The 19,577-nt window shown below is 36.3% G+C and carries 18 protein-coding genes; 17 read left to right on the top strand and 1 reads right to left on the bottom strand.

From position 1 onward, the window contains the following. Nucleotides 1-82: 82 nt before the first annotated feature. From GKP30_RS18150 to GKP30_RS18135, 4 genes are all read left to right on the top strand, one after another. On the top strand, nt 83-595 hold the full coding sequence (locus GKP30_RS18150) for a YceD family protein (RefSeq protein WP_216830887.1): 513 nt from the start codon (nt 83-85) through the stop codon (nt 593-595). Between the two features lie 117 nt (nt 596-712). After that, complete coding sequence (gene rpmF / locus GKP30_RS18145; protein ID WP_075385538.1) at nt 713-886, top strand: 50S ribosomal protein L32; 174 nt, start codon at nt 713-715, stop codon at nt 884-886. A 216-nt stretch (nt 887-1,102) separates the two neighbouring features. Continuing rightward, nucleotides 1,103-1,864 (top strand): enoyl-CoA hydratase/isomerase family protein, encoded by a 762-nt coding sequence (locus GKP30_RS18140; RefSeq protein WP_216830886.1) that lies wholly within the window; start codon nt 1,103-1,105, stop codon nt 1,862-1,864. 261 nt (nt 1,865-2,125) lie between these two features. Continuing rightward, a complete protein-coding gene (locus GKP30_RS18135; RefSeq protein ID WP_216830885.1) occupies nt 2,126-2,749 on the top strand; it encodes an RsfA family transcriptional regulator in 624 nt (207 codons plus the stop codon). Between the two features lie 38 nt (nt 2,750-2,787). Here GKP30_RS18135 and GKP30_RS18130 read toward each other — a convergent pair whose 3' ends face one another. Further along, nucleotides 2,788-3,279, bottom strand: coding sequence for an N-acetyltransferase (locus GKP30_RS18130; protein ID WP_216830884.1), 492 nt, complete (start codon nt 3,277-3,279; stop codon nt 2,788-2,790). Nucleotides 3,280-3,679: 400 nt separating this feature from the next. On the opposite strand from GKP30_RS18130, the gene GKP30_RS18125 reads away from it, so the two are divergent. From GKP30_RS18125 to spoVE, 13 genes are all read left to right on the top strand, one after another. Then, complete coding sequence (locus tag GKP30_RS18125) at nt 3,680-4,594, top strand: 2-dehydropantoate 2-reductase (RefSeq protein ID WP_216830883.1); 915 nt, start codon at nt 3,680-3,682, stop codon at nt 4,592-4,594. Next, a complete protein-coding gene (locus GKP30_RS18120) occupies nt 4,587-4,970 on the top strand; it encodes a DUF3397 domain-containing protein (protein ID WP_216830882.1) in 384 nt (127 codons plus the stop codon). Before GKP30_RS18125 ends, GKP30_RS18120 begins: the two co-directional genes overlap by 8 nt. Nucleotides 4,971-5,061: 91 nt before the next feature. Beyond that, entirely contained in the window at nt 5,062-6,684 is a 1,623-nt protein-coding gene (bshC, locus tag GKP30_RS18115) for a bacillithiol biosynthesis cysteine-adding enzyme BshC (RefSeq protein ID WP_216830881.1), read from the top strand. A 163-nt stretch (nt 6,685-6,847) separates the two neighbouring features. Beyond that, nucleotides 6,848-7,279, top strand: a complete 432-nt coding sequence (gene mraZ, locus GKP30_RS18110; RefSeq protein ID WP_216830913.1) for a division/cell wall cluster transcriptional repressor MraZ — start codon at nt 6,848-6,850, stop codon at nt 7,277-7,279. A gap of 38 nt (nt 7,280-7,317) precedes the next feature. Further along, nucleotides 7,318-8,250 carry a 16S rRNA (cytosine(1402)-N(4))-methyltransferase RsmH gene (gene rsmH / locus GKP30_RS18105; protein ID WP_216830880.1) on the top strand — a complete coding sequence of 311 codons (933 nt, stop codon included), beginning with the start codon at nt 7,318-7,320 and terminating at the stop codon, nt 8,248-8,250. Between the two features lie 14 nt (nt 8,251-8,264). Beyond that, a complete protein-coding gene (gene ftsL, locus GKP30_RS18100) occupies nt 8,265-8,633 on the top strand; it encodes a cell division protein FtsL (RefSeq protein ID WP_216830879.1) in 369 nt (122 codons plus the stop codon). A gap of 103 nt (nt 8,634-8,736) precedes the next feature. Next, entirely contained in the window at nt 8,737-10,917 is a 2,181-nt protein-coding gene (locus GKP30_RS18095) for a penicillin-binding protein (protein ID WP_216830878.1), read from the top strand. A 106-nt stretch (nt 10,918-11,023) separates the two neighbouring features. Beyond that, nucleotides 11,024-12,958, top strand: a complete 1,935-nt coding sequence (locus tag GKP30_RS18090; protein WP_216830877.1) for a stage V sporulation protein D — start codon at nt 11,024-11,026, stop codon at nt 12,956-12,958. A gap of 211 nt (nt 12,959-13,169) precedes the next feature. Then, nucleotides 13,170-14,639, top strand: coding sequence for a UDP-N-acetylmuramoyl-L-alanyl-D-glutamate--2,6-diaminopimelate ligase (locus GKP30_RS18085; protein ID WP_216830876.1), 1,470 nt, complete (start codon nt 13,170-13,172; stop codon nt 14,637-14,639). Then, nucleotides 14,636-15,994 carry a UDP-N-acetylmuramoyl-tripeptide--D-alanyl-D-alanine ligase gene (locus GKP30_RS18080; protein WP_216830875.1) on the top strand — a complete coding sequence of 453 codons (1,359 nt, stop codon included), beginning with the start codon at nt 14,636-14,638 and terminating at the stop codon, nt 15,992-15,994. The genes GKP30_RS18085 and GKP30_RS18080 overlap by 4 nt, the downstream gene beginning before the upstream one ends. A 19-nt stretch (nt 15,995-16,013) precedes the next feature. Next, nucleotides 16,014-16,991: a phospho-N-acetylmuramoyl-pentapeptide-transferase gene (gene mraY / locus GKP30_RS18075; RefSeq protein WP_216830874.1), complete on the top strand. Its 978-nt coding sequence runs from the start codon at nt 16,014-16,016 to the stop codon at nt 16,989-16,991. After that, nucleotides 16,992-18,350 carry a UDP-N-acetylmuramoyl-L-alanine--D-glutamate ligase gene (gene murD, locus GKP30_RS18070; protein WP_216830873.1) on the top strand — a complete coding sequence of 453 codons (1,359 nt, stop codon included), beginning with the start codon at nt 16,992-16,994 and terminating at the stop codon, nt 18,348-18,350. A gap of 100 nt (nt 18,351-18,450) precedes the next feature. Then, complete coding sequence (spoVE, locus tag GKP30_RS18065; protein WP_216830872.1) at nt 18,451-19,551, top strand: stage V sporulation protein E; 1,101 nt, start codon at nt 18,451-18,453, stop codon at nt 19,549-19,551. Nucleotides 19,552-19,577 lie beyond the last annotated feature (26 nt).

Below are 19,577 nucleotides of genomic sequence, written 5' to 3'. Positions count from 1 at the left end.
CTTGAAAATAGTGTAAAGAAAATAAGTTGACAAATAATAATTACACAGCTATAATTACTCTTGTTGCCTTGAGGTGATTCTTTTGAAATGGACAATTCAACAACTGAATGGTTTAAAAAGTAAAGGATTAACATTTGACGAAACATTAGATCTTAGTGATATTAAAAAAATTGATCCGCAGATCAGGGATATTAGTCCTGTTCGAGTGATTGGTGAAGCGATATTTTCTAAGAACCTAATTTCGTTTCCGCTTGAAATAAAGGGAGAAATGACGTTACCTTGTTCTAGGTCGTTAATAGATGTAAGGTTCCCTTTTCACCTTCAAGTAAAAGAAGTTTTTAGTTTAGATGACCATGCATGGATAAGTGAAGATGAAGAGGATGATGTTCACTCAGTTGAAGGAGAAGCAATAGATCTTGTTCCATACATAATGGAGCATATCCTTCTAGAAATTCCACTTCAGCTTGTTAGTAAAGAGGCAGATGAAAAAGGTCTTCAAGCTGGCCAAGATTGGGAATTAATTACGGAAGAAAATAAAAAAGACCGTATTGATCCTCGTCTAGCAGATCTAGCTAAATTCTTTGATAAACAGTAATATTGGGAGCATCGGCTTTTTCGGCCTTAATTGTTCTGGTTAGCAGAAACTAACCGCATAAATTCATAAATGTAAAATTTAAAGTAACAGTGATAGCCCTTTAAGGAGGTGGGAATGATGGCAGTACCTTTTAGAAGAACTTCAAAAACTCGCAAAAGAAAACGTCGTACTCACTACAAATTAGCAGTACCAGGTATGGTAAAGTGCCCTGAGTGTGGAGAGTTAAAGATTGCACACCGTGTATGTAAAGAGTGTGGATCTTACAAAGGCCAAGACGTTTTAAACAAATAATAAAATGAGTTTCATAAACAATAAGCAAAAGGGCGTATCCTTTTGCTTATTTTTTATTGTTTATTATGTTTTAGGATCCGAGGAGCCCTTATTCATACAAAACAAAGTTCTCTAACAGAGCCTACACCTTAAGAAAAATGGAAATATATTTTCTGATTTTTCTGGAGGAAATTCAAAAATAATGTCGAAATACTTGTAAGAAAAAAGGGGGAAATGATGTTGGAAAAGGTACAATTAATTAGAGAAGACGGTATTGCTTGGTTAATTATTAACCGTGAGGATAAAAGAAATGCTGTTGATTATGATGTAATGAACTTGTTAACAGAAAAACTAGATGAAATCGAACAAAATGAGGAAGATAAGTTAGTTGTGATACGGGGGAAGGGAGATCAAGCTTTTTGTTCAGGTGGGGATCTTTCTATCTTTCACTTACTACATACAAAAAAAGAAGCAGAACAAATGCTTTCAAAAATGGGTGAAATATTATTTCGATTATTTTTCTTTCCGAAGCCGACTGTTGCAGCGATTAATGGTACTGCGGTAGGAGGAGGGTGTGAATTAGCAACGGCTTGTGATTTTAGGATAGCCGCACCACATGCTAAAGTAGGGTTTGTTCAAGGAACACTAGGGATTACGACTGGATGGGGCGCATCAACTATGTTATTTGAACGTATTGACCAGGCAAACGCTCTCCAAATGTTAATGACTGCTAAGAGATTCGGAGTTGAAGAAGCAGTAAAACTTAATTTTATTCAACAAATTATTGATGCTGAAAATTTTGAAGCTGGGTGTAAGGAATGGGTAACTCCATTTTTAAAGCAATCGACACCTGTATTAAGAGCATATAAAAAACGCTTTAACGACCAGTTTGATAAAGCGAGTGTGAAACATAGATTTTTAAATGAAATTGAAGAATGTTCAACGCTGTGGGAATCAGATGAGCATCACGCTGCCGTAGAAAGGTTTTTATCTAAATAGAATATTGTCATCTGCTTTCGTAAAATTTGATGCATTTGATCGTTAACTGAGCATACGCTCGGTTAACGATTAAGCAACATTCTTCAAGAAAAGATTCTTTTATAAAAAGTCTCACAAAAATGCTAACTATAAAACTCATTATTCACTGGGAGGAATACTTTAATTAAATCGAGGACATAATCCTTTAATAGAACATAAAAGTCTATCTTATCTAGTAGATGCATAAGTATAGACAAAAGATGTTTTAGGAGGGATAATAACATGTCTATTATTCGGCAGGATGCTTGGACGAATGATGAGGATTTAATCTTAGCTGAAGTGGTTTTACGTCATATACGAGAAGGTAGTACACAACTAGCTGCATTTGAAGAAGTAGGAGAGAGATTACAACGTACATCTGCGGCTTGCGGCTTCCGGTGGAACTCTGCAATTCGAAAAAAATATGATGCGGCGATAGCGTTAGCGAAAAAGCAACGTAAAAAAGGCAAAGTGATGAAAGAGGAAGATCAAGCAAACTATGAAGTTGAAGCTAGTCAGGAAGTGGCCGTACCGACTATTCAAAAATCAGTTGAGAAGGAAAGTGAGCCTGTCACTCCTGTTGCAGTGGAGCAACATGTGAATTCAAATAACATGACGCTTGAAGATGTCATTGATTACTTGAAGACATACGCTAGTAAGTTAGGACAGAGTAATGAGCTTGAAAATGAAAATGATAAATTAAAACGAGAAAATGAAAAATTAAAAGAGTCTAATGAGAAGTTAAAAAAGGAAATAAAGGCAGTTAAGAAAGAAAAAGAAACTATTAATGAAGATTATAGGACGTTAATCAGCATAATGGATCGTGCTCGAAAGATGGCTGTTTTACCTGAAGAGAAAACTAATTAAAAAAAGGAGGTCAACTTTTTTGAGTTGACCTCTTTTTTCTAACGTTGTTCTTGTGATAAGACTTGTTCTTTAACGCCTTCAGGATACCATACATAAGGATTTTCTCCTCGGTCACGCATCGGTTGATAGGTAACAGATTCAAAATCCATCTTATTCCAAAATTCATCAGAACGTTGCCTTGCGTTCGTTTTTATCGGCAAATTAAAGCTTTTTGCAAAATCTACTAAAGCTTTTCCATATCCTTTATTTTGATATGCTTCTAGTACTTCAAGTTTAAATAACTCTAAATAATCCTGTGGTGGCTCGAAGTATTGATCAAATTTTCCTTTTACTCGGTAAAGACTCATTCTTGCAACTAGTTTATTCCCGTAGTAAATTCCATAAAACGGCGATTCGCTATCATTTTCAATGATATTTGCTTGAAGGTCTTCCTTCATTGAAAGTTCTGGTGCTCCATACTCTCTAAAGTTCTGAAACTCCTCTAATGTTTTATAATTAATAAGTAAGCGCTTAACTTCTGGTTTCTCCATAAGATGACCTCCCTAATTGATAGTAATATTTTATGTGTAAGAAATTAATCATCACTCACTCTATTTTACTACAAAAAGAAATACACATTGATAAAAAACTAAAAATTCTACTAGAATTAAAAAAAGAAAAAATTTTTCGAAAATAATATTATAAAGATAGAAGGATCCATTAATTGACTCAGCGTGTGAGATTTTAATATCACACGCCTTTCAGGAACTTAAAGGTTTTCTATAATGAGTCCAAAAACAACAACAAGCATTAACAGCACCTTCTCAAAACCAGTGAAGGCAGCATAAATAAAAACTGAAATCGTCATTCGTCTTTTTCCCTAACTGTGATATTATTTAGTTTAAGAATAGTCGACTCGTTAACTAAGATCTAGTTGAGTGGGGTGATAATGTGAGACTTGGAGTTATTGGTGGTGGTGCAATTGGACTTCTTACAGCCGCCTATTTAAGAAAATTTGGAAATGAAGTAACTGTATTTACACGAAGTCCATTACAAGCAAAGCAGCTTAGAGAACGTGGTGTTACGTTACATAGAAATAATAAACTTGAAGTTTTTTCTGTACATGCTCAAGCAATTGATGAGGTAGTTGAATTAAATGCGGATATCTTATTTGTTACAGTTAAACAATTTCATATTGAGGACTTATTTCAAACCCTCCAACAGAAGTCTTTCATTCCTCAAGCAATGGTTTTTATGCAGAATGGTATGAGTCATCTCAACTTTATAAAGGAACTTCCTATTCATTCACTTTTTATTGGTATTGTTGAACATGGTGCTATGAGGTTGTCTGGCACAGAAGTCGAACATACTGGAGTAGGAATAATAAAAATTGGAGCAGTTAAAGGTGGATCAAACAACTGGGATGACCTCTGGAAATCGATAAGTCATAAAGAATTTCAGGTAGTTGTATTAAGTGATTGGTTAAAAATAATGAACCGTAAGCTGGTCGTTAATTCATGTATTAACCCATTAACGGCATTATATCGAGTAAAGAATGGAGTTTTAGTCTCAAACACACACTTCTTAAAATTAATGCGAGCTGTATTTGATGAAACTGTTTTAAGTCTTGAATTAGATGATATAGAAGAAATGTGGAATGAAGTTTTGTTAGTTTGCAAGAAAACAGCAAATAACAGATCATCTATGTTACGTGATATAGAGAAAAGAAATGAAACAGAAATAGATGCAATCCTAGGGTATGTTTTGAGCATAGGGGAACAGAAACATTTGAAACTGCCTATCACGAAGTTTTTGTTTGAAAGCATTAAAGGAATAGAACAGGAAGAGAGGGAGAAGGTTGAGTAGTGCTTTCGCATGGTTTATAGCTACGGTTGTTACGCTACCTATTATAGGGTGGTACATAGTATATATTATTACAGTTAAAATAACAAAAAAGAAAAGTTATTCTATTCGTCTTGCTGCGGATATTTCTTTAGTGTTTTTTATTAGTGCAGTTTATTTTATCAGTTATGAAATATGGAACCAGTCATTTTTATGGATCATTTTAATTGTTTTTTTTATCGTAGCTATTTGTTTTACTGTAATTCATTGGAAAGTGGCTAATGACGTTCACTTGATTAGATTATTTAGAGGGATATGGCGATTTAATTTTATTTTATTTTTTATTGCGTATATTATTTTAAGTACAATTGGGTTGATAACGCGTATTTTTATTACATAGAGGTGCTAAGCATTTTATTTTGTGTACGTTTATCATTTTGATATAATCAAATCGTTCGAGTTTTTAGTTTTTAATGAAAGGGCGTTACATAATGAACGTGAAAGAAATTCAACTTTCACCCACAACAAAAGTAGCTAGTGCCTATCTTAATAAGGATGCAGATCTCCTTTCGTTTTTTGAGTATGATTACGAAGAGCAAACAACATATTTAAGTAGGTATGAATATTTAAGGAATCGTACATATAATCGAGCAGGCTTAGTTGATGCTTTAACAAAGTATAACGAACATCTTGTTCACTGTGAAAAAACATTAACCCAAATAGAACGTCTAAAAGACCCTAATAGTGTTGTTGTAGTAACAGGTCAACAGCCAGGGTTATTGACAGGGCCTTTATATACTGTATATAAAGCGTTAACAGTTATTAATTTGGCAAAGGAACAAGAGAGGTTATTAGGTATTCCTGTAGTTCCAATTTTTTGGGTGGCCGGGGAGGACCATGATTTTCTTGAGGTTAATCATTTGTTTATCCAAGAGAATGAAGCTCTAATCAAACATCAACTAATGGATCAATTAGACGATCTAAAAACACCGCTGTCTGAAAGGCCAATAGATGTCGATATAACCACAAAGTGGATCGAGGACGTTTTTTCTTCGATGCAAGAAACGAACTTTACAAAAGAACTTCTTGAAATTGTGACTTCATTATTAAAGAGCTCAACTAACTATTCCCAGTTTTTTAGTCAATTGATGGCTTGGATTTTTAAAGAAGAAGGTCTAATATTACTCGATTCAGCAGACACTAACATTCGCAAGATAGAATCTTCAATGTTTTCTCTACTGATAGAGGAGAACGAAGCGATCCAAAAAGCATTTCTTATACAGGGTCAAGAAATTGCGAAACTAAACTTTGGGACCCCGATTGAGCCCAATGAAGAAAATACCAATCTTTTTATTATAGATGGAGGCCAAAGGCATAGAATCGATCGAGTAGATGAAGTAACTTTTGTAGCTAATGAGAAAAAATATACAAAACATGACTTAGTTTCCATTGCACAGTACGCACCAGAAAAATTAAGTAATAATGTTGTTACCCGTCCGATTATGCAAGAGTTTCTATTACCTGTCCTTGCTTTTGTTGGTGGTCCTGGAGAAATCGCCTATTGGTCTACGTTAAAGAAAGCCTTTGAAACTGTAGAAATGAAAATGCCTCCTATTGTTCCGAGGCTTTCTTTAACATTGTTAGAACAAAAACATTTAGATTGGTTAGGTAAAAAAGGGATTAATATTGAGGATGCATTATCTTTATCTCTAACTAAAATGAGAGATGATTGGTATGAGCAACAAAAAACATGGGATATCGAAAAAGTAGCTAATCAAGTTAAGGCGCAGATCGTTGAAATTCATGAACCACTTCGTCAAATTGCTGAACAATTAGATGAAACGTCTAAAAAGCTTGCGGCTAAAAATATTAAAATTTTAATCGATCAAGTTGAATTTCTTCATCAAAAATTAGAACGACAACAAAAAGAAAAATATAAATATGAATTATTGAAATATGATGCATTACAACAAGTGACCCTTCCAAATCAGAAACCACAAGAACGAATTTATAATATATTTCAATTTTTAAACCTTTATGGTTTCTCATTGTTAGACGATATTAAAGAACAAGACTTAACGATAAATGTATATCATAAGGTTATTGAAATATAAAATATGAGTAAAGCTAAAATATTAACAAATAAAGTGAAATCGTTAAAAAAATCCTGCTTTTTAGCAGGATTTTTTATTTGGGGGGAGAATTAGAAAATCTAGTGGTATAAAGTGGGGGGATGTGGTAACTTAGAGGTATAAAGTGGGGGATGGTGAAACGACTATGTTCATGGGTGAATATCGACATAATGTCGATGAAAAAGGAAGACTCATTATTCCTGCCAAGTTCCGTGAAGAACTTGGTGAGTCATTTGTTGTTACTCGTGGACTTGATCGGTCTTTATTCGTCTACCCACAAGATGAGTGGAAAATTCTAGAGGGTAAGTTAAAATCTCTTCCATTTACAAAAAAAGATGCCAGAGCCTTTACTCGATTTTTCTTTTCAGGAGCAACTGAATGTGAGCTCGATAAACAGGGTAGAGTAAATATTGCCTCACCACTTAGGGAATATGCACATATTGAAAAAGAGTGTGTCATTATTGGGGTTTCAAACCGGGTGGAAATTTGGAGTAAAGCAATCTGGGAAGACTATTTTATGGAGTCGGAAGAGTCATTTAGTGAGATTGCTGAAAATATCGTTGATTTTGACCTTTAGAATTACATCTTAGAAAAGCATATAAGAGGTGGTAGCTAATGTTTAATCATATAACTGTTTTGAGAGAAGAGTCTGTGGAAGGGTTAAATATAAAAAAAGATGGAATATATGTAGATTGCACTCTTGGTGGCGCTGGTCATAGTGAATTAATCATTTCTCGTCTTAGTTCTGAAGGGCATCTATATGCTTTTGATCAAGACGATACAGCGATAGCAAATGCAAAGGAAAAATTAAGTCATTATGAAGGTAAATTCACGTTAATTAAGAGTAATTTCCGCTTTTTAAAAGAAGAGCTAAGAGCTAGAGGGATTGAACAAGTTGATGGTATTTTGTTTGATCTTGGAGTTTCATCACCTCAATTAGATGAGGCGGAGAGAGGGTTTAGTTATCACCAAGATGCACCTCTTGATATGAGAATGGATCAATCCGCTCAATTGAGTGCTTATGAGGTAGTGAATGAGTGGGAGTTTGGAAAACTAGTCTCGATCATTTCGAGGTATGGAGAAGAAAAATTCGCTAAGCAAATAGCTAGAAAGATTGAAGCCGCAAGAGATAAGCATCCTATTCAAACAACAGGTGAGCTAGTGGAAGTTATTAAATCAGCAATTCCAGCTCCAGCAAGAAGGACAGGAGGGCATCCAGCTAAGCGAACATTCCAAGCAATCCGGATTGCTGTTAACGATGAATTAGGTGCCTTTGAGCAAGCACTTGCTGACTCGATCGAGATTACAGCACCTAAAGGGCGTATCTGTGTGATTACATTCCATTCACTTGAAGATAGAATTTGCAAAGACATGTTTAAAAAGGAAAGTAAAGGTCCTGAATTGCCTCCTGGTATGCCGATGGTTCCTCAAGGTTATGAGCCAAAGCTTAACTTAATTACAAGGAAACCTATCATAGCAAGCATAGATGAATTAGAAAAGAATAATCGAGCTCGGTCAGCAAAGCTGCGAATAGCAGAGAAAAATTAAAAGGAGGTAACACTATGAGTAATTTAGCTCGTCAATATCAGCAACAGCCAAAAGAAATTAACCACCAGCAGCAACAACCAAAAAAGGCACCGAAAACACAAAGGAAGTTTTCAGTTACTAAAGGTGAAAAAGGATTAGTTTTACTAGCAGTTGTTGCTTTTTCAGTAGCAATTACGTTCATTATTGCAAATTATGCATCGGCTTACTCTCTCAATAGAGATATCCATAACCTCCAACGCGACATCCAACAACAATCACAAGTAAATGATGGTCTTCAGTTGCAAGTGATTGAATTAAGTGCACCCGATAGAATTCTACATATCGCAACGGAAAAACTTGGAATGTCTTTAAATGACAATAAGGTAAAAGTTATACAAAACTAGTTCCGCTGTGAGCTAGTTTTCTTTTTAAGCAAAAAAGAGTAATATAGAACTTTAAGTCAGTTTTTAGTTTCTTTTGCTTTTTGATGATAGGATGTGATGACAAATGGAAATTCATAAGAGACCTGTTACTAACAAGAGAGCCGTTTTCATTATGGCTATTTTTCTTATTTGTTTTGTCATACTGATTGGAAGAATAATTATGATACAAACAACAAAAGAAGTAAGTGGTCATGATCTACAACAAATGGCTGAACAAAGGTGGATGACTAAAAATATAATTGAAGGAAATCGTGGAACGATTTTAGATCGTGATGGTAGTGCCCTGGCCCAAGAAATTAACTCGTATACAATGTTTGCTGTTTTAGATAGGGGCCAAAATAGCTTTGTGAAGGACCCTAGGAAAACAGCCGAAATCTTATCACCTCATATAAATATGTCTGTAGAAAACCTAGAAAGGCTTCTCTCTAGTGATCGTTTCCAAGTTGAACTAGGTGCTGGGGCAAAAAATATGAGTCATGAGGAAATGACTGCAATTAAAGAGTATGAGTTACCTGGAATAGAATTTAGAAAAGAACCACGTCGTTACTACCCAAAACAAACATATGCTTCTCATGTCATTGGTTATACAGAAAGAGATATGGAGAAATCTAGAATGGGTTTAGAACTTAGTTTGGATGAATTATTACGCGCAGAGCATGGTTCTGTTATGTACCAAAGAGATCGCAAAGGTATTCGTTTACCTGATCCAAAGGAGACGATTGAGCTCCCGAAAAATGGTCATGATGTCTATTTAACTTTAGACTCTAACATCCAAACTGCATTAGAGCAAATTATGACAAAAGTTGAAGAGGATTACAAACCTGAAAGAATGATAGCTATTGTGGCTGACCCTAAAACTGGACAAATATTAGGAATGAGCAATCGCCCAAGCTTTAACCCAAATCTATATGAGGAAATTACTAACTATAGAAATTTTGCTGTAAGTGATCGGTTTGAGCCAGGATCAACGATGAAAATCTTTACTTTAGCAGCAGCTATCGAAGAAGGTGTCTATAACGGTAATGAAGAATTTAAATCTGGTACTTACCGCTTAGGATCAAGGGTAATATCTGACCACAATCAAGGTAGAGGGTGGGGAACAATTACTTATGATGAAGGCATGCAACGATCTTCCAATGTAGCATTTTCAAAGATTGCTAATGAAAAATTAGGTTCTGATAAATTATATGAATACCTTGATTTGTTCGGATTTACTCGTCCGACAGGGATAGATTTACCGAGTGAAGCAACGAGTTTAGTTGCAGCAAAAAATGCATCTAATGCGATATCTACAGCTTTCGGTCAAGCTACTGCTGTAACCCCTATTCAGCAGGTCCAGGCGGCAACTGCAATTGCAAACAATGGTGTGATGATGAAACCATATGTGATTGATCGAGTTGTTGACCATGACACAGGGAAGGTTATTGAAAAAAATGAGCCAACTTCTGTTGGTCAACCTATCTCAGAAGCTACAGCAAAACAAGTTATCGATGTACTAGAAACGGTTGTCACATCTTCCGCTGGGACTGGTACTCCTTATTATATTGAAGGGTTTGACGTAGTTGGAAAAACAGGTACCGCTCAAGTACCAAATCCAGATGGACCAGGGTACCTAAGAGGACATGGAAAAAACATTTTCTCATTCTTGGGAATGGCGCCTAAAGATGATCCTCGAGTTATCGTTTATGTAGCTGTAGACCGTCCCAATTTAAAAGAAACAGAGGCTGGTTCTGCACCAGTTTCACAAATATTTAATACGGTTATGAAACACAGTTTACAATACTTAAGTATTAATCCAGGTTATCAAGAAGTAGTTGAAAACGAACAAATTGGTTTTCAGCTACAAGACTATAAAGGTAAAACGTTAGAAACGGTAAAAGCTGAATTGGAAAGTGAAGGTATGGATGTTATTGTCCTTGGTGATGGCAAAAAAGTTGAGGGGCAACAGCCAGTTTCAGGGAGATATGTAATTGAAAATGAGCGTATTATCTTAGTTTCTGATGGTGAAGGGTACACAATGCCAAATATTGAAGGTTGGTCATTCCGAGATGTAATGAAATTATCAAAAGCATTAGACCTTAATATGAATATATTTGGGACAGGCTATGTAACAAGTCAAAGCATTACTAAAGGAAGCCCTTTAAGGGTGGAAGAACATATTACTGTTGAATTACAGTTACCTAGTTACGAAACTATACAACAAGATGAAGATCTAGAAGAAGACGGTTCACTTGAAGAACAATAAGTATTCCCCTAAAAGTTCTAATTATATAGATTTCAGCATATAAGTTAAACAAGCATGACAAGCCTTAATATTGTGAAATCTAGGTTAGAAATCGGGGGTACAAGTAGTGCGAGTGTCCAATGTTACCGTACGAAAACGTTTAGTGTTTGTATTAATAAGTGGTTTAATCATCTTTTTAATCATTGCCATCCGCCTTGGCTATGTACAATTCGGGATGGGTAACTGGTTAACTGACAGAGCAGAAGATTCTTGGAGTCGTGATATTCCTTTTGAAGCGAAACGAGGAGAGATATTAGATCGAAATGATGAGATTTTGGCTACCAATGTTAGTGCACCATCGATACTAGTAGTTCCTCGTCAAGTAAAAGACCCAGCACAGACAGCCGAGAAGTTAGCTAACGTTTTAAATATGGACCGACAGAAAGCATATGAATTAATCACGAAAAGTGCATCGTCAGTTAGGATTAATCCAGAAGGAAGAAAAGTATCAAAGGAAAAAGCTAACGAAGTTAGAGCATTAGATTTAGCAGGTGTTTATGTTGCAGAAGATAGTAAAAGACATTACCCGAATGGAAAGTTTTTAGCTCATGTACTAGGTTTTGCAGGGATTGATAACCAAGGGTTAACAGGACTAGAGTTAACTTATGATGAACATTTAAGTGGAAAAAAAGGACATGTATCCTTTTTCTCAGACGCTAAAGGTAAGAGGTTACCAGATTTAGCAGATGAGTACACGCCTCCAGTCGATGGACTTAATTTAAGACTAACGATTGACAGTAAAGTTCAGACGATCATTGAACGAGAATTAGATATAGCAGAAGCAACTTATAATCCAGATGGTGCAATTGCGATAGCGATGGATCCAAATACAGGTGAAATCCTTGGGATGTCCAGTCGGCCACATTATAATCCTGAAAACTTTCGTGAGGTTCCACCAGAAATATACAACCAGAATAAGCCTGTTTGGATGCAGTATGAGCCAGGCTCCACCTTTAAGATCATAACGATCGCAGCTGCTTTAGAAGAAGGTGAAGTTGATTTACACAAGGAAACTTTTAATGACCCTGGTTTTATCGAAGTATCTGGACACCGGTTACGTTGTTGGAAAAAAGGTGGGCATGGACACCAAACATTCTTAGAAGTTGTACAAAACTCTTGTAACCCTGGATTTGTCGTTTTAGGTGAACGACTAGGTAAAGATCGTTTATTTGACTACATTGAAAAGTTTGGTTTCGGTTCAAAAACGGGTATTGATCTCCAGGGTGAAGGAAAAGGTATTCTTTTTAATCGCGACAGAGTAGGTCCGCTAGAGCTCGCTACCACCGCTTTTGGTCAAGGGGTTTCGGTAACACCTATTCAACAAGTTGCAGCTGTTTCCGCTGCGATTAATGGAGGATATTTGTATCAACCGTTCATTGCAAAAGAATGGATTGACCCACAAACAGGACAAGTGGTTAGTTCACAAGCTCCTATTTTAAAAAGGAGAGTTATTTCTGAAAAAACTTCTAAAGAAATACGTCATGCATTAGAAAGTGTTGTTGCACTTGGTACTGGTAAAGGTGCATATGTTGATGGCTACCGTGTTGGAGGTAAAACAGGTACAGCACAAAAGGCCAAAGACGGTCGATATCTTGAAAATAATCACATCGTCTCATTTATTGGTATGGCCCCAGCAGATAACCCAGAAATTGTTGTATACGTAGCAATTGATAATCCGAAAGGAACCGTTCAATTTGGTGGTGTTGTTGCAGCCCCAATTGTTGGTAAAATTATTGGCGATAGCTTAGCTGCCATGGGAGTTGAAAAACGGTCAGACCAGATCGAAAAAGAAAAAGCTTGGAATGATGAGCCAATCATTGAAACTCCAGATCTTGTTGGGCTCTCTATTCGTGAAATTAATCAAGCTTATTACGATCTGAAAATTGATGCTTCTGGGAGTGGGTCCAAAGTGTTAGCCCAAGCACCAGAACCTGGTGTAAAAGTAAAAGCAGGTTCAACGATACGACTTTATATGGGTGACAAATCCGACACAACCGACTAAAATGGTTCTGTAACACTTTTATTTCCCTCCGGTATTTATTTCGGGGGGATTCATTGTGTTATAGAGGTACATTGTAGGAAATGGGACTTCTCCATGAGGTGTGAACATACACTTGTAATAGAAAACGAAATAAAATCGTTAATTTTGATTAAATAAGGCTTATTTTTCCTACGATAGATATTAAATGTAAGTAATAGAAAGGGTATTGATTATGAAATTAGAGCAACTGGTACAACAACTTCAGCATGTTACTTTTTTAAACGATCAAACGAATCCTTCAATTACATCAATTGAGATGGACTCAAGAGAGGTACAAGAAGGTAGTTTATTTATTTGTATTAAAGGATATACGGTTGATGGTCACGATTATGTAGATCAAGCGCTTAGCAATGGAGCAAGTGCGATAATAGCAGAGAGAAAAGTGAATGCAACTGTTCCTGTAATTATAGTTAATGATACAAAACGAGCTATGGCAATTCTTTCAAACCACTTCTATGCTCACCCAACAAAAAAACTTTCACTTATTGGAATTACTGGTACAAACGGAAAAACGACAGTGACACATCTAATTGAGAAAGTTTTAAATGATGTAGGTGAGCGTACTGGTCTAATCGGTACGATGTATACAAAAATTAGTGATCGAACATATGAAACGAAAAATACAACACCTGAGTCACTTACATTACAGAAGACATTTAAGCAAATGGTAGATGAAGAGGTAGATACTGCTATTATGGAAGTATCCTCACATGCACTTCATCTTGGACGAGTAAGAGGTTGTGATTTTAATATCGCTGTTTTTACAAATCTAACACCAGATCATTTAGATTATCATGAAACGATGGAAGCATATAAATATGCAAAAGGACTTCTCTTTTCACAGCTAGGTAATACATATGATCACACTAGTACAAAAATTGCTATTTTAAATGATGACGATGACGCATCAAATGAATATAAAAAGATGACAGCTGCCCAAGTTATTACGTATGGAATTAATGATACGAGTGATGTTAGAGCCAAAGATATTAAGATGACATCAGGTGGAACAACATTTACCCTAACAACTCCTGAAGGCGAGACAAACGTTGAATTGAAGCTAATTGGAAAGTTTAGTGTATATAATGCTTTGGCTGCTACTGCAGCTTGTTTAGCGCATGGAATTAGATTAGAGGATATTAAAAGAAGCTTAGAAGGTGTAGAAGGAGTTTCCGGTAGATTTGAGACGGTGGATGCAGGTCAAGATTTCACGGTCATTGTTGATTACGCTCATACTGCTGATAGTCTAGAAAATGTGCTGACAACTGTTAAAGAGTTGGCTAAAGGAAATATTTATTGTGTAGTAGGGTGCGGAGGCGACCGAGATCGAACCAAACGACCAATCATGGCACAGATCGCTGTCAAATATGCAAATAAAGCTATATTTACATCTGACAATCCGCGGAGTGAACAGCCAGAGCAGATCTTAAAAGATATGGAAGCAGGAGTGAAAAGTAATAATTTTATTTCAGTTATTGATCGAAAAGAAGCAATAGAACATGCAATTTCTCAAGCAAAAGAAAATGATGTTGTATTAATTGCTGGAAAAGGCCATGAAACGTATCAGATTGTTGGTAATGAAGTCATTGATTTTGATGACAGACAAGTAGCAAGAGCGATCATTGAGGAGCGAATGAAATGAAATTACTAGGAAAGCTAGTTGAAGAAGTTTCAGATGGAGTACGAAAGGAAAATATTAATATGTCTTTTACTGGGGTATATACAGACAGCCGTAAGCCAATGGCCAATGGTTTATTTATACCTATAGTAGGTGAACGTTTTGATGGTCATGATTTTTTACATTCTGCGATTGAAAAAGGAGCTACAGCTTCATTGTGGCAACAGGATAAATCTATACCTGACAACTTACCTGAAGATTTTCAACTGTTTTTTGTCCAAGAAACGTTACAGGCATTGCAGCAACTTGCAAAAAAGTATTTAGCATTTATTGATCCCATTGTAGTTGGAGTAACAGGGAGTAATGGTAAAACGACGACAAAAGATATTTTAGATGCTGTTTTATCGACTTCATTTAAGACATATAAAACCCAAGGCAACTACAATAACCACATTGGTTTACCGTTGACGATATTGGGGATGGAGAATGATTGTGAGCTACTCATATTAGAAATGGGTATGAGTGATTTTGGTGAAATTGAGTTATTGAGTAATATTGGAGAGCCTCACTTTGCAGTAGTTACAAATATTGGAGAATCTCATATTGAACAATTAGGTAGTCGCGAAGGGATCGCTCAAGCTAAAATGGAGATTATATCAGGTTTAAGGGATACAGGAAAAGTATTTGTTGATGGTGATGAGCCATTACTTACCCCTTTTTACCGTGAGAATGTAAGTACTTGTGGTTTTGCAGATACATGTGATACACAGATTACTGATGTTTCCTCAAGTGAATACGGCTTTACTTTTACTCTAAGAGGCCAAGAAACTATATATGAGCTTCCACTACTAGGTCGTCATAATATTAAGAATGCAACTTATGCAATTATGGTAGGTCGCAAGCTAGGATTAACAGAAAAAAGTATACAGAGTGGATTAAAACAAGTAAACTTAACAGGGATGAGATTAGAGCGTCTCCAAGGCTCAAATGGTTCCACTATAATTAACGATGCTTACAACTCCAGTCCGACTTCAATGAAAGCTGCAATTCAAGCTGTAAAGGAACTCCCAGACTTCTCTAAACGGGTATTAATTTTAGGAGATATGTATGAGCTTGGTCCTGATGAAAAACAGCTTCATCACTCGGTAGCAAGCGCAATTGAAAAGCCAATTACCCACTTATTTACAGTGGGGGAAAAAGGACAATGGATTCTTGACGCATTTAATGAGAAAAATGACCATACGCTTATAGTACAAAGTTTTTTAAATAAAGATGATGTAATTGATAGTACTAAAAGACTCTTAGATAACGAAACGATTGTGCTCATAAAAGCTTCGAGGGGACTACAATTAGAAACGATTACTAAACATTTAATGTAATAGAAAGGAGGCAATGACTATGTTTGAACAGATCACATTATTATTTACATTAATAGCATCTTTCCTCATTGCCGTAATACTATCCCCAATTATCATTCCTTTTCTGCGAAGGTTAAAATTTGGACAAAGTATAAGAGACGAGGGACCGAAATCCCATCAAAAGAAAAGTGGAACTCCAACGATGGGTGGGGTAATGATTTTATTATCTATCCTTCTTACGACTATTATTATCGTCTCAAAATTTTTAACTTTTACGACAGAAATATGGTTATTATTGTTTGTAACTTTAGGCTACGGTTTATTAGGATTTTTAGATGACTTTATTAAAGTTGTAATGAAGAGAAACTTGGGTCTAACATCTAAACAAAAATTAGTAGGTCAGCTTATTATTGCTATTATCTTTTACTTAGGATTACGTATGCTTGACTTCTCAACAGAAATAGCTATACCAGCTACAAACTTTTCAATTGATTTTGGATGGCTCTATTTCCCACTGATCATAGTTATGCTCGTTGGAGCATCAAATGCAGTTAATTTGACAGATGGATTAGACGGCCTACTTGCTGGAACTGGCGCAATAGCATTCGGGGCATTTGCGATATTAGCTTGGAATGCAGAAATGTTCGATGTGGCAATCTTCTGTGGAGCAGTCGTAGGGGCAGTTTTAGGATTTTTAGTATTTAATGCACACCCTGCGAAAGTATTTATGGGCGATACGGGTTCACTCGCTTTAGGTGGAGCAATTGCAGCGGTTGCAATTCTAACAAAATTAGAAATTTTACTAGTTATAATCGGTGGGGTATTTGTTATTGAAACTCTATCAGTCATTATTCAAGTTATCTCATTCAAAACAAGAGGTAAGAGGGTATTCAAAATGAGTCCTCTTCACCATCATTACGAGCTATCTGGCTGGTCGGAATGGCGAGTAGTTGTTACATTTTGGTTAGTAGGTATGCTATTTGCTATATTAGGAATTTACTTAGAGGTGTGGATCTAGATGAAGAACGAACAACAGTTTAAAAAACAACATGTACTCGTCCTTGGCTTAGCAAAAAGTGGGGATGCTGCGAGCCGCCTATTATTCCGACTAGGTGCACACGTGACAGTCAACGATGCTAAACCATTGGAAGAAAATCCTCAAGCAAAGGATTTAGAAAGCTTAGGAATAAAGGTCGTTTGTGGTGCTCATCCATTAACATTATTGGATGGGCCAATTGACTTTATCGTTAAAAATCCAGGGATACCATACAGTAATCCACTAATTGCTGAAGCTTTGAAGCGAGGAATTCCTGTCGTTACTGAAGTAGAATTAGCGTCTAAAATATCTGAAGCTGAAATGGTTGCAATTACAGGTTCAAATGGAAAAACGACAACAACAACATTAATTGTTGAAATGTTAAAAAATAGTGGTAGAGATCCTTTAGTTGCTGGAAATATTGGTACAGTAGCTTGTGAAGTTGCTGAAAAAGCTACTAAAGAAAATATTATTGTGACAGAAGTATCAAGCTTTCAACTTCAAGGAACAGAAAATTTTCATCCTAAAGTTGCAGTATTGTTAAACTTGTTTGATGCTCATTTAGATTATCATGGAACGAAGGAAGCATATGGTCTTGCTAAGGCTAAGATATTTGCTAATCTGGATGACGATGATTTTTATGTTATTAATGTTGACGATGAAGATGTTGTAAAGCTTGCAGACAGTGTAAAAGCAGTCAAGGTTCCTTTTTCAACAACAAAAGAAGTCGTAGACGGAGCGTATCTGAAAGATAATTTTGTTTATTTTAAAGATGAGAAAATTATGAGTGTAGCAGATATTGTTCTTCCTGGTATGCATAACTTAGAAAACATTCTTGCTGCTATCGCTGCTTCGAAAACGATGGGAGCAAATAATGAGGAAATCATTAACGTGTTAAAGACATTCACTGGTGTTAAGCACAGAGTTCAGTACGTTGCGACATTCAATGACCGGAAGTTTTTTAATGACTCAAAAGCAACAAACATTTTAGCGGCTCAGGCTGCAGTTTCTGCTTTTACTGATCCAGTCATCCTCTTAGCGGGAGGTCTGGACCGTGGCAATTCCTTTAATGCTTTTATCCCTTCACTAGAAAAAGTGAAAGCTGTAGTTACTTTTGGAGAAACAAAAGAAAAGATCAAGGCTGCAGCAAAGGAAGCAGGTGTTGCAATAATTGAGGAAGTGTTAGACGTAGCAGAGGCCGTACCAGCTGCTTATAATCTTTCCAGTGCTGGTGATGTTATCCTACTTTCACCTGCGTGTGCTAGTTGGGATCAATACAAAACATTTGAACAACGTGGAGATATATTTATTAATGCGGTTGAAAAGTTAATACAAAGATAAAAGGACATGTTCTTACAGTCTGGTGCATATGTTTAGGTAATAGAGGTTGTACGATTGAAATTAATTGTACGCACACTTTTTAGTTAGTGAGGTGTTACAGTTGCCTAAAACAAAAACGGCACCAGATTTTCTTTTGTTAATTGCAACAATTGCACTATTAACGATAGGTGTTATTATGGTGTATAGTGCAAGTGCGGTATGGGCTCAATATAAGTTCGATGATTCATTTTTCTTTGCCAAACGTCAAATATTCTTTGCAGGGGCTGGGGTCGCTGCGATGTTATTCATTATGAATGTTGATTATTGGACGTGGAGGAAATGGTCAAAGGTATTGCTAATCATATGTTTTATTCTGCTTATTATCGTGTTAATCCCTGGAGTTGGACTCGTTCGTGGTGGGGCCCGAAGTTGGCTAGGAGTTGGAGCGTTTTCCATTCAACCATCAGAATTTATGAAGATGGCGATGATTGCTTTCCTAGCAAAATACTTATCTGAAAATCAAAAGAAAATTACTTCGCTAAAGCAAGGATTAATACCATCACTATCCTTAGTCATGTTAGCCTTTGGGCTAATTATGATGCAGCCCGATCTTGGGACAGGTGCGGTAATGGTTGGAACATGTGTTATTATGATTTTCGTTTCAGGCGCACGAATTGCTCATTTTGTTGGTTTAGCTTTAATTGGTGTAGCTGGGTTTGTAGCGTTAATCGCTTCAGCTCCTTATCGTATCAAACGTATTACATCCTTTTTAGACCCATGGTCCGATCCTCTAGGAAGTGGCTTTCAAATTATTCAATCATTGTACGCGATAGGTCCTGGAGGGCTACTTGGATTGGGACTTGGAGAAAGTCGGCAAAAGTATTTCTACTTACCTGAACCACAAACAGACTTTATATTTGCAATACTAACTGAAGAATTAGGGTTTATCGGTGGTGCAGTTGTTATCTTTTTATTTGGAATACTACTCTGGCGTGGAATTAGAGTCGCCTTAGGTGCTCCAGACTTATTTGGTAGTTTCTTGGCAGTAGGTATTATATCCATGGTTGCAATTCAAGTTATGATTAATATTGGGGTAGTAACGGGGCTTATGCCAGTAACAGGAATTACCTTACCGTTTTTAAGTTACGGCGGTTCCTCTCTCACCCTCATGCTTGTTGCAATAGGAGTTTTACTTAACATTAGTAGGTTCTCAAGGCTATAATTATATGTCCCTCTCGGTAAGGTATC

It is taken from the genome of Alkalihalobacterium elongatum, assembly GCF_019024285.1.
Lineage (GTDB): Bacteria > Bacillota > Bacilli > Bacillales > Bacillaceae_F > Alkalihalobacterium > Alkalihalobacterium elongatum.
This window is presented reverse-complemented; position numbering and strand designations above follow the sequence as displayed.

What these genes read in the sequence shown, in the direction of transcription:
- rpmF (WP_075385538.1), top strand. Translation starts at nt 713, where the DNA reads ATGGCAGTACCTTTTAGAAGAACTTCAAAAACTCGCAAAAGAAAACGT.
- GKP30_RS18140 (WP_216830886.1), top strand. Translation starts at nt 1,103, where the DNA reads ATGTTGGAAAAGGTACAATTAATTAGAGAAGACGGTATTGCTTGGTTA.
- GKP30_RS18135 (WP_216830885.1), top strand. Translation starts at nt 2,126, where the DNA reads ATGTCTATTATTCGGCAGGATGCTTGGACGAATGATGAGGATTTAATC.
- GKP30_RS18130 (WP_216830884.1), bottom strand. Translation starts at nt 3,279, where the DNA reads ATGGAGAAACCAGAAGTTAAGCGCTTACTTATTAATTATAAAACATTA.
- bshC (WP_216830881.1), top strand. Translation starts at nt 5,062, where the DNA reads ATGAACGTGAAAGAAATTCAACTTTCACCCACAACAAAAGTAGCTAGT.
- mraZ (WP_216830913.1), top strand. Translation starts at nt 6,848, where the DNA reads ATGTTCATGGGTGAATATCGACATAATGTCGATGAAAAAGGAAGACTC.
- rsmH (WP_216830880.1), top strand. Translation starts at nt 7,318, where the DNA reads ATGTTTAATCATATAACTGTTTTGAGAGAAGAGTCTGTGGAAGGGTTA.
- ftsL (WP_216830879.1), top strand. Translation starts at nt 8,265, where the DNA reads ATGAGTAATTTAGCTCGTCAATATCAGCAACAGCCAAAAGAAATTAAC.
- GKP30_RS18095 (WP_216830878.1), top strand. Translation starts at nt 8,737, where the DNA reads ATGGAAATTCATAAGAGACCTGTTACTAACAAGAGAGCCGTTTTCATT.
- GKP30_RS18085 (WP_216830876.1), top strand. Translation starts at nt 13,170, where the DNA reads ATGAAATTAGAGCAACTGGTACAACAACTTCAGCATGTTACTTTTTTA.
- GKP30_RS18080 (WP_216830875.1), top strand. Translation starts at nt 14,636, where the DNA reads ATGAAATTACTAGGAAAGCTAGTTGAAGAAGTTTCAGATGGAGTACGA.
- mraY (WP_216830874.1), top strand. Translation starts at nt 16,014, where the DNA reads ATGTTTGAACAGATCACATTATTATTTACATTAATAGCATCTTTCCTC.
- murD (WP_216830873.1), top strand. Translation starts at nt 16,992, where the DNA reads ATGAAGAACGAACAACAGTTTAAAAAACAACATGTACTCGTCCTTGGC.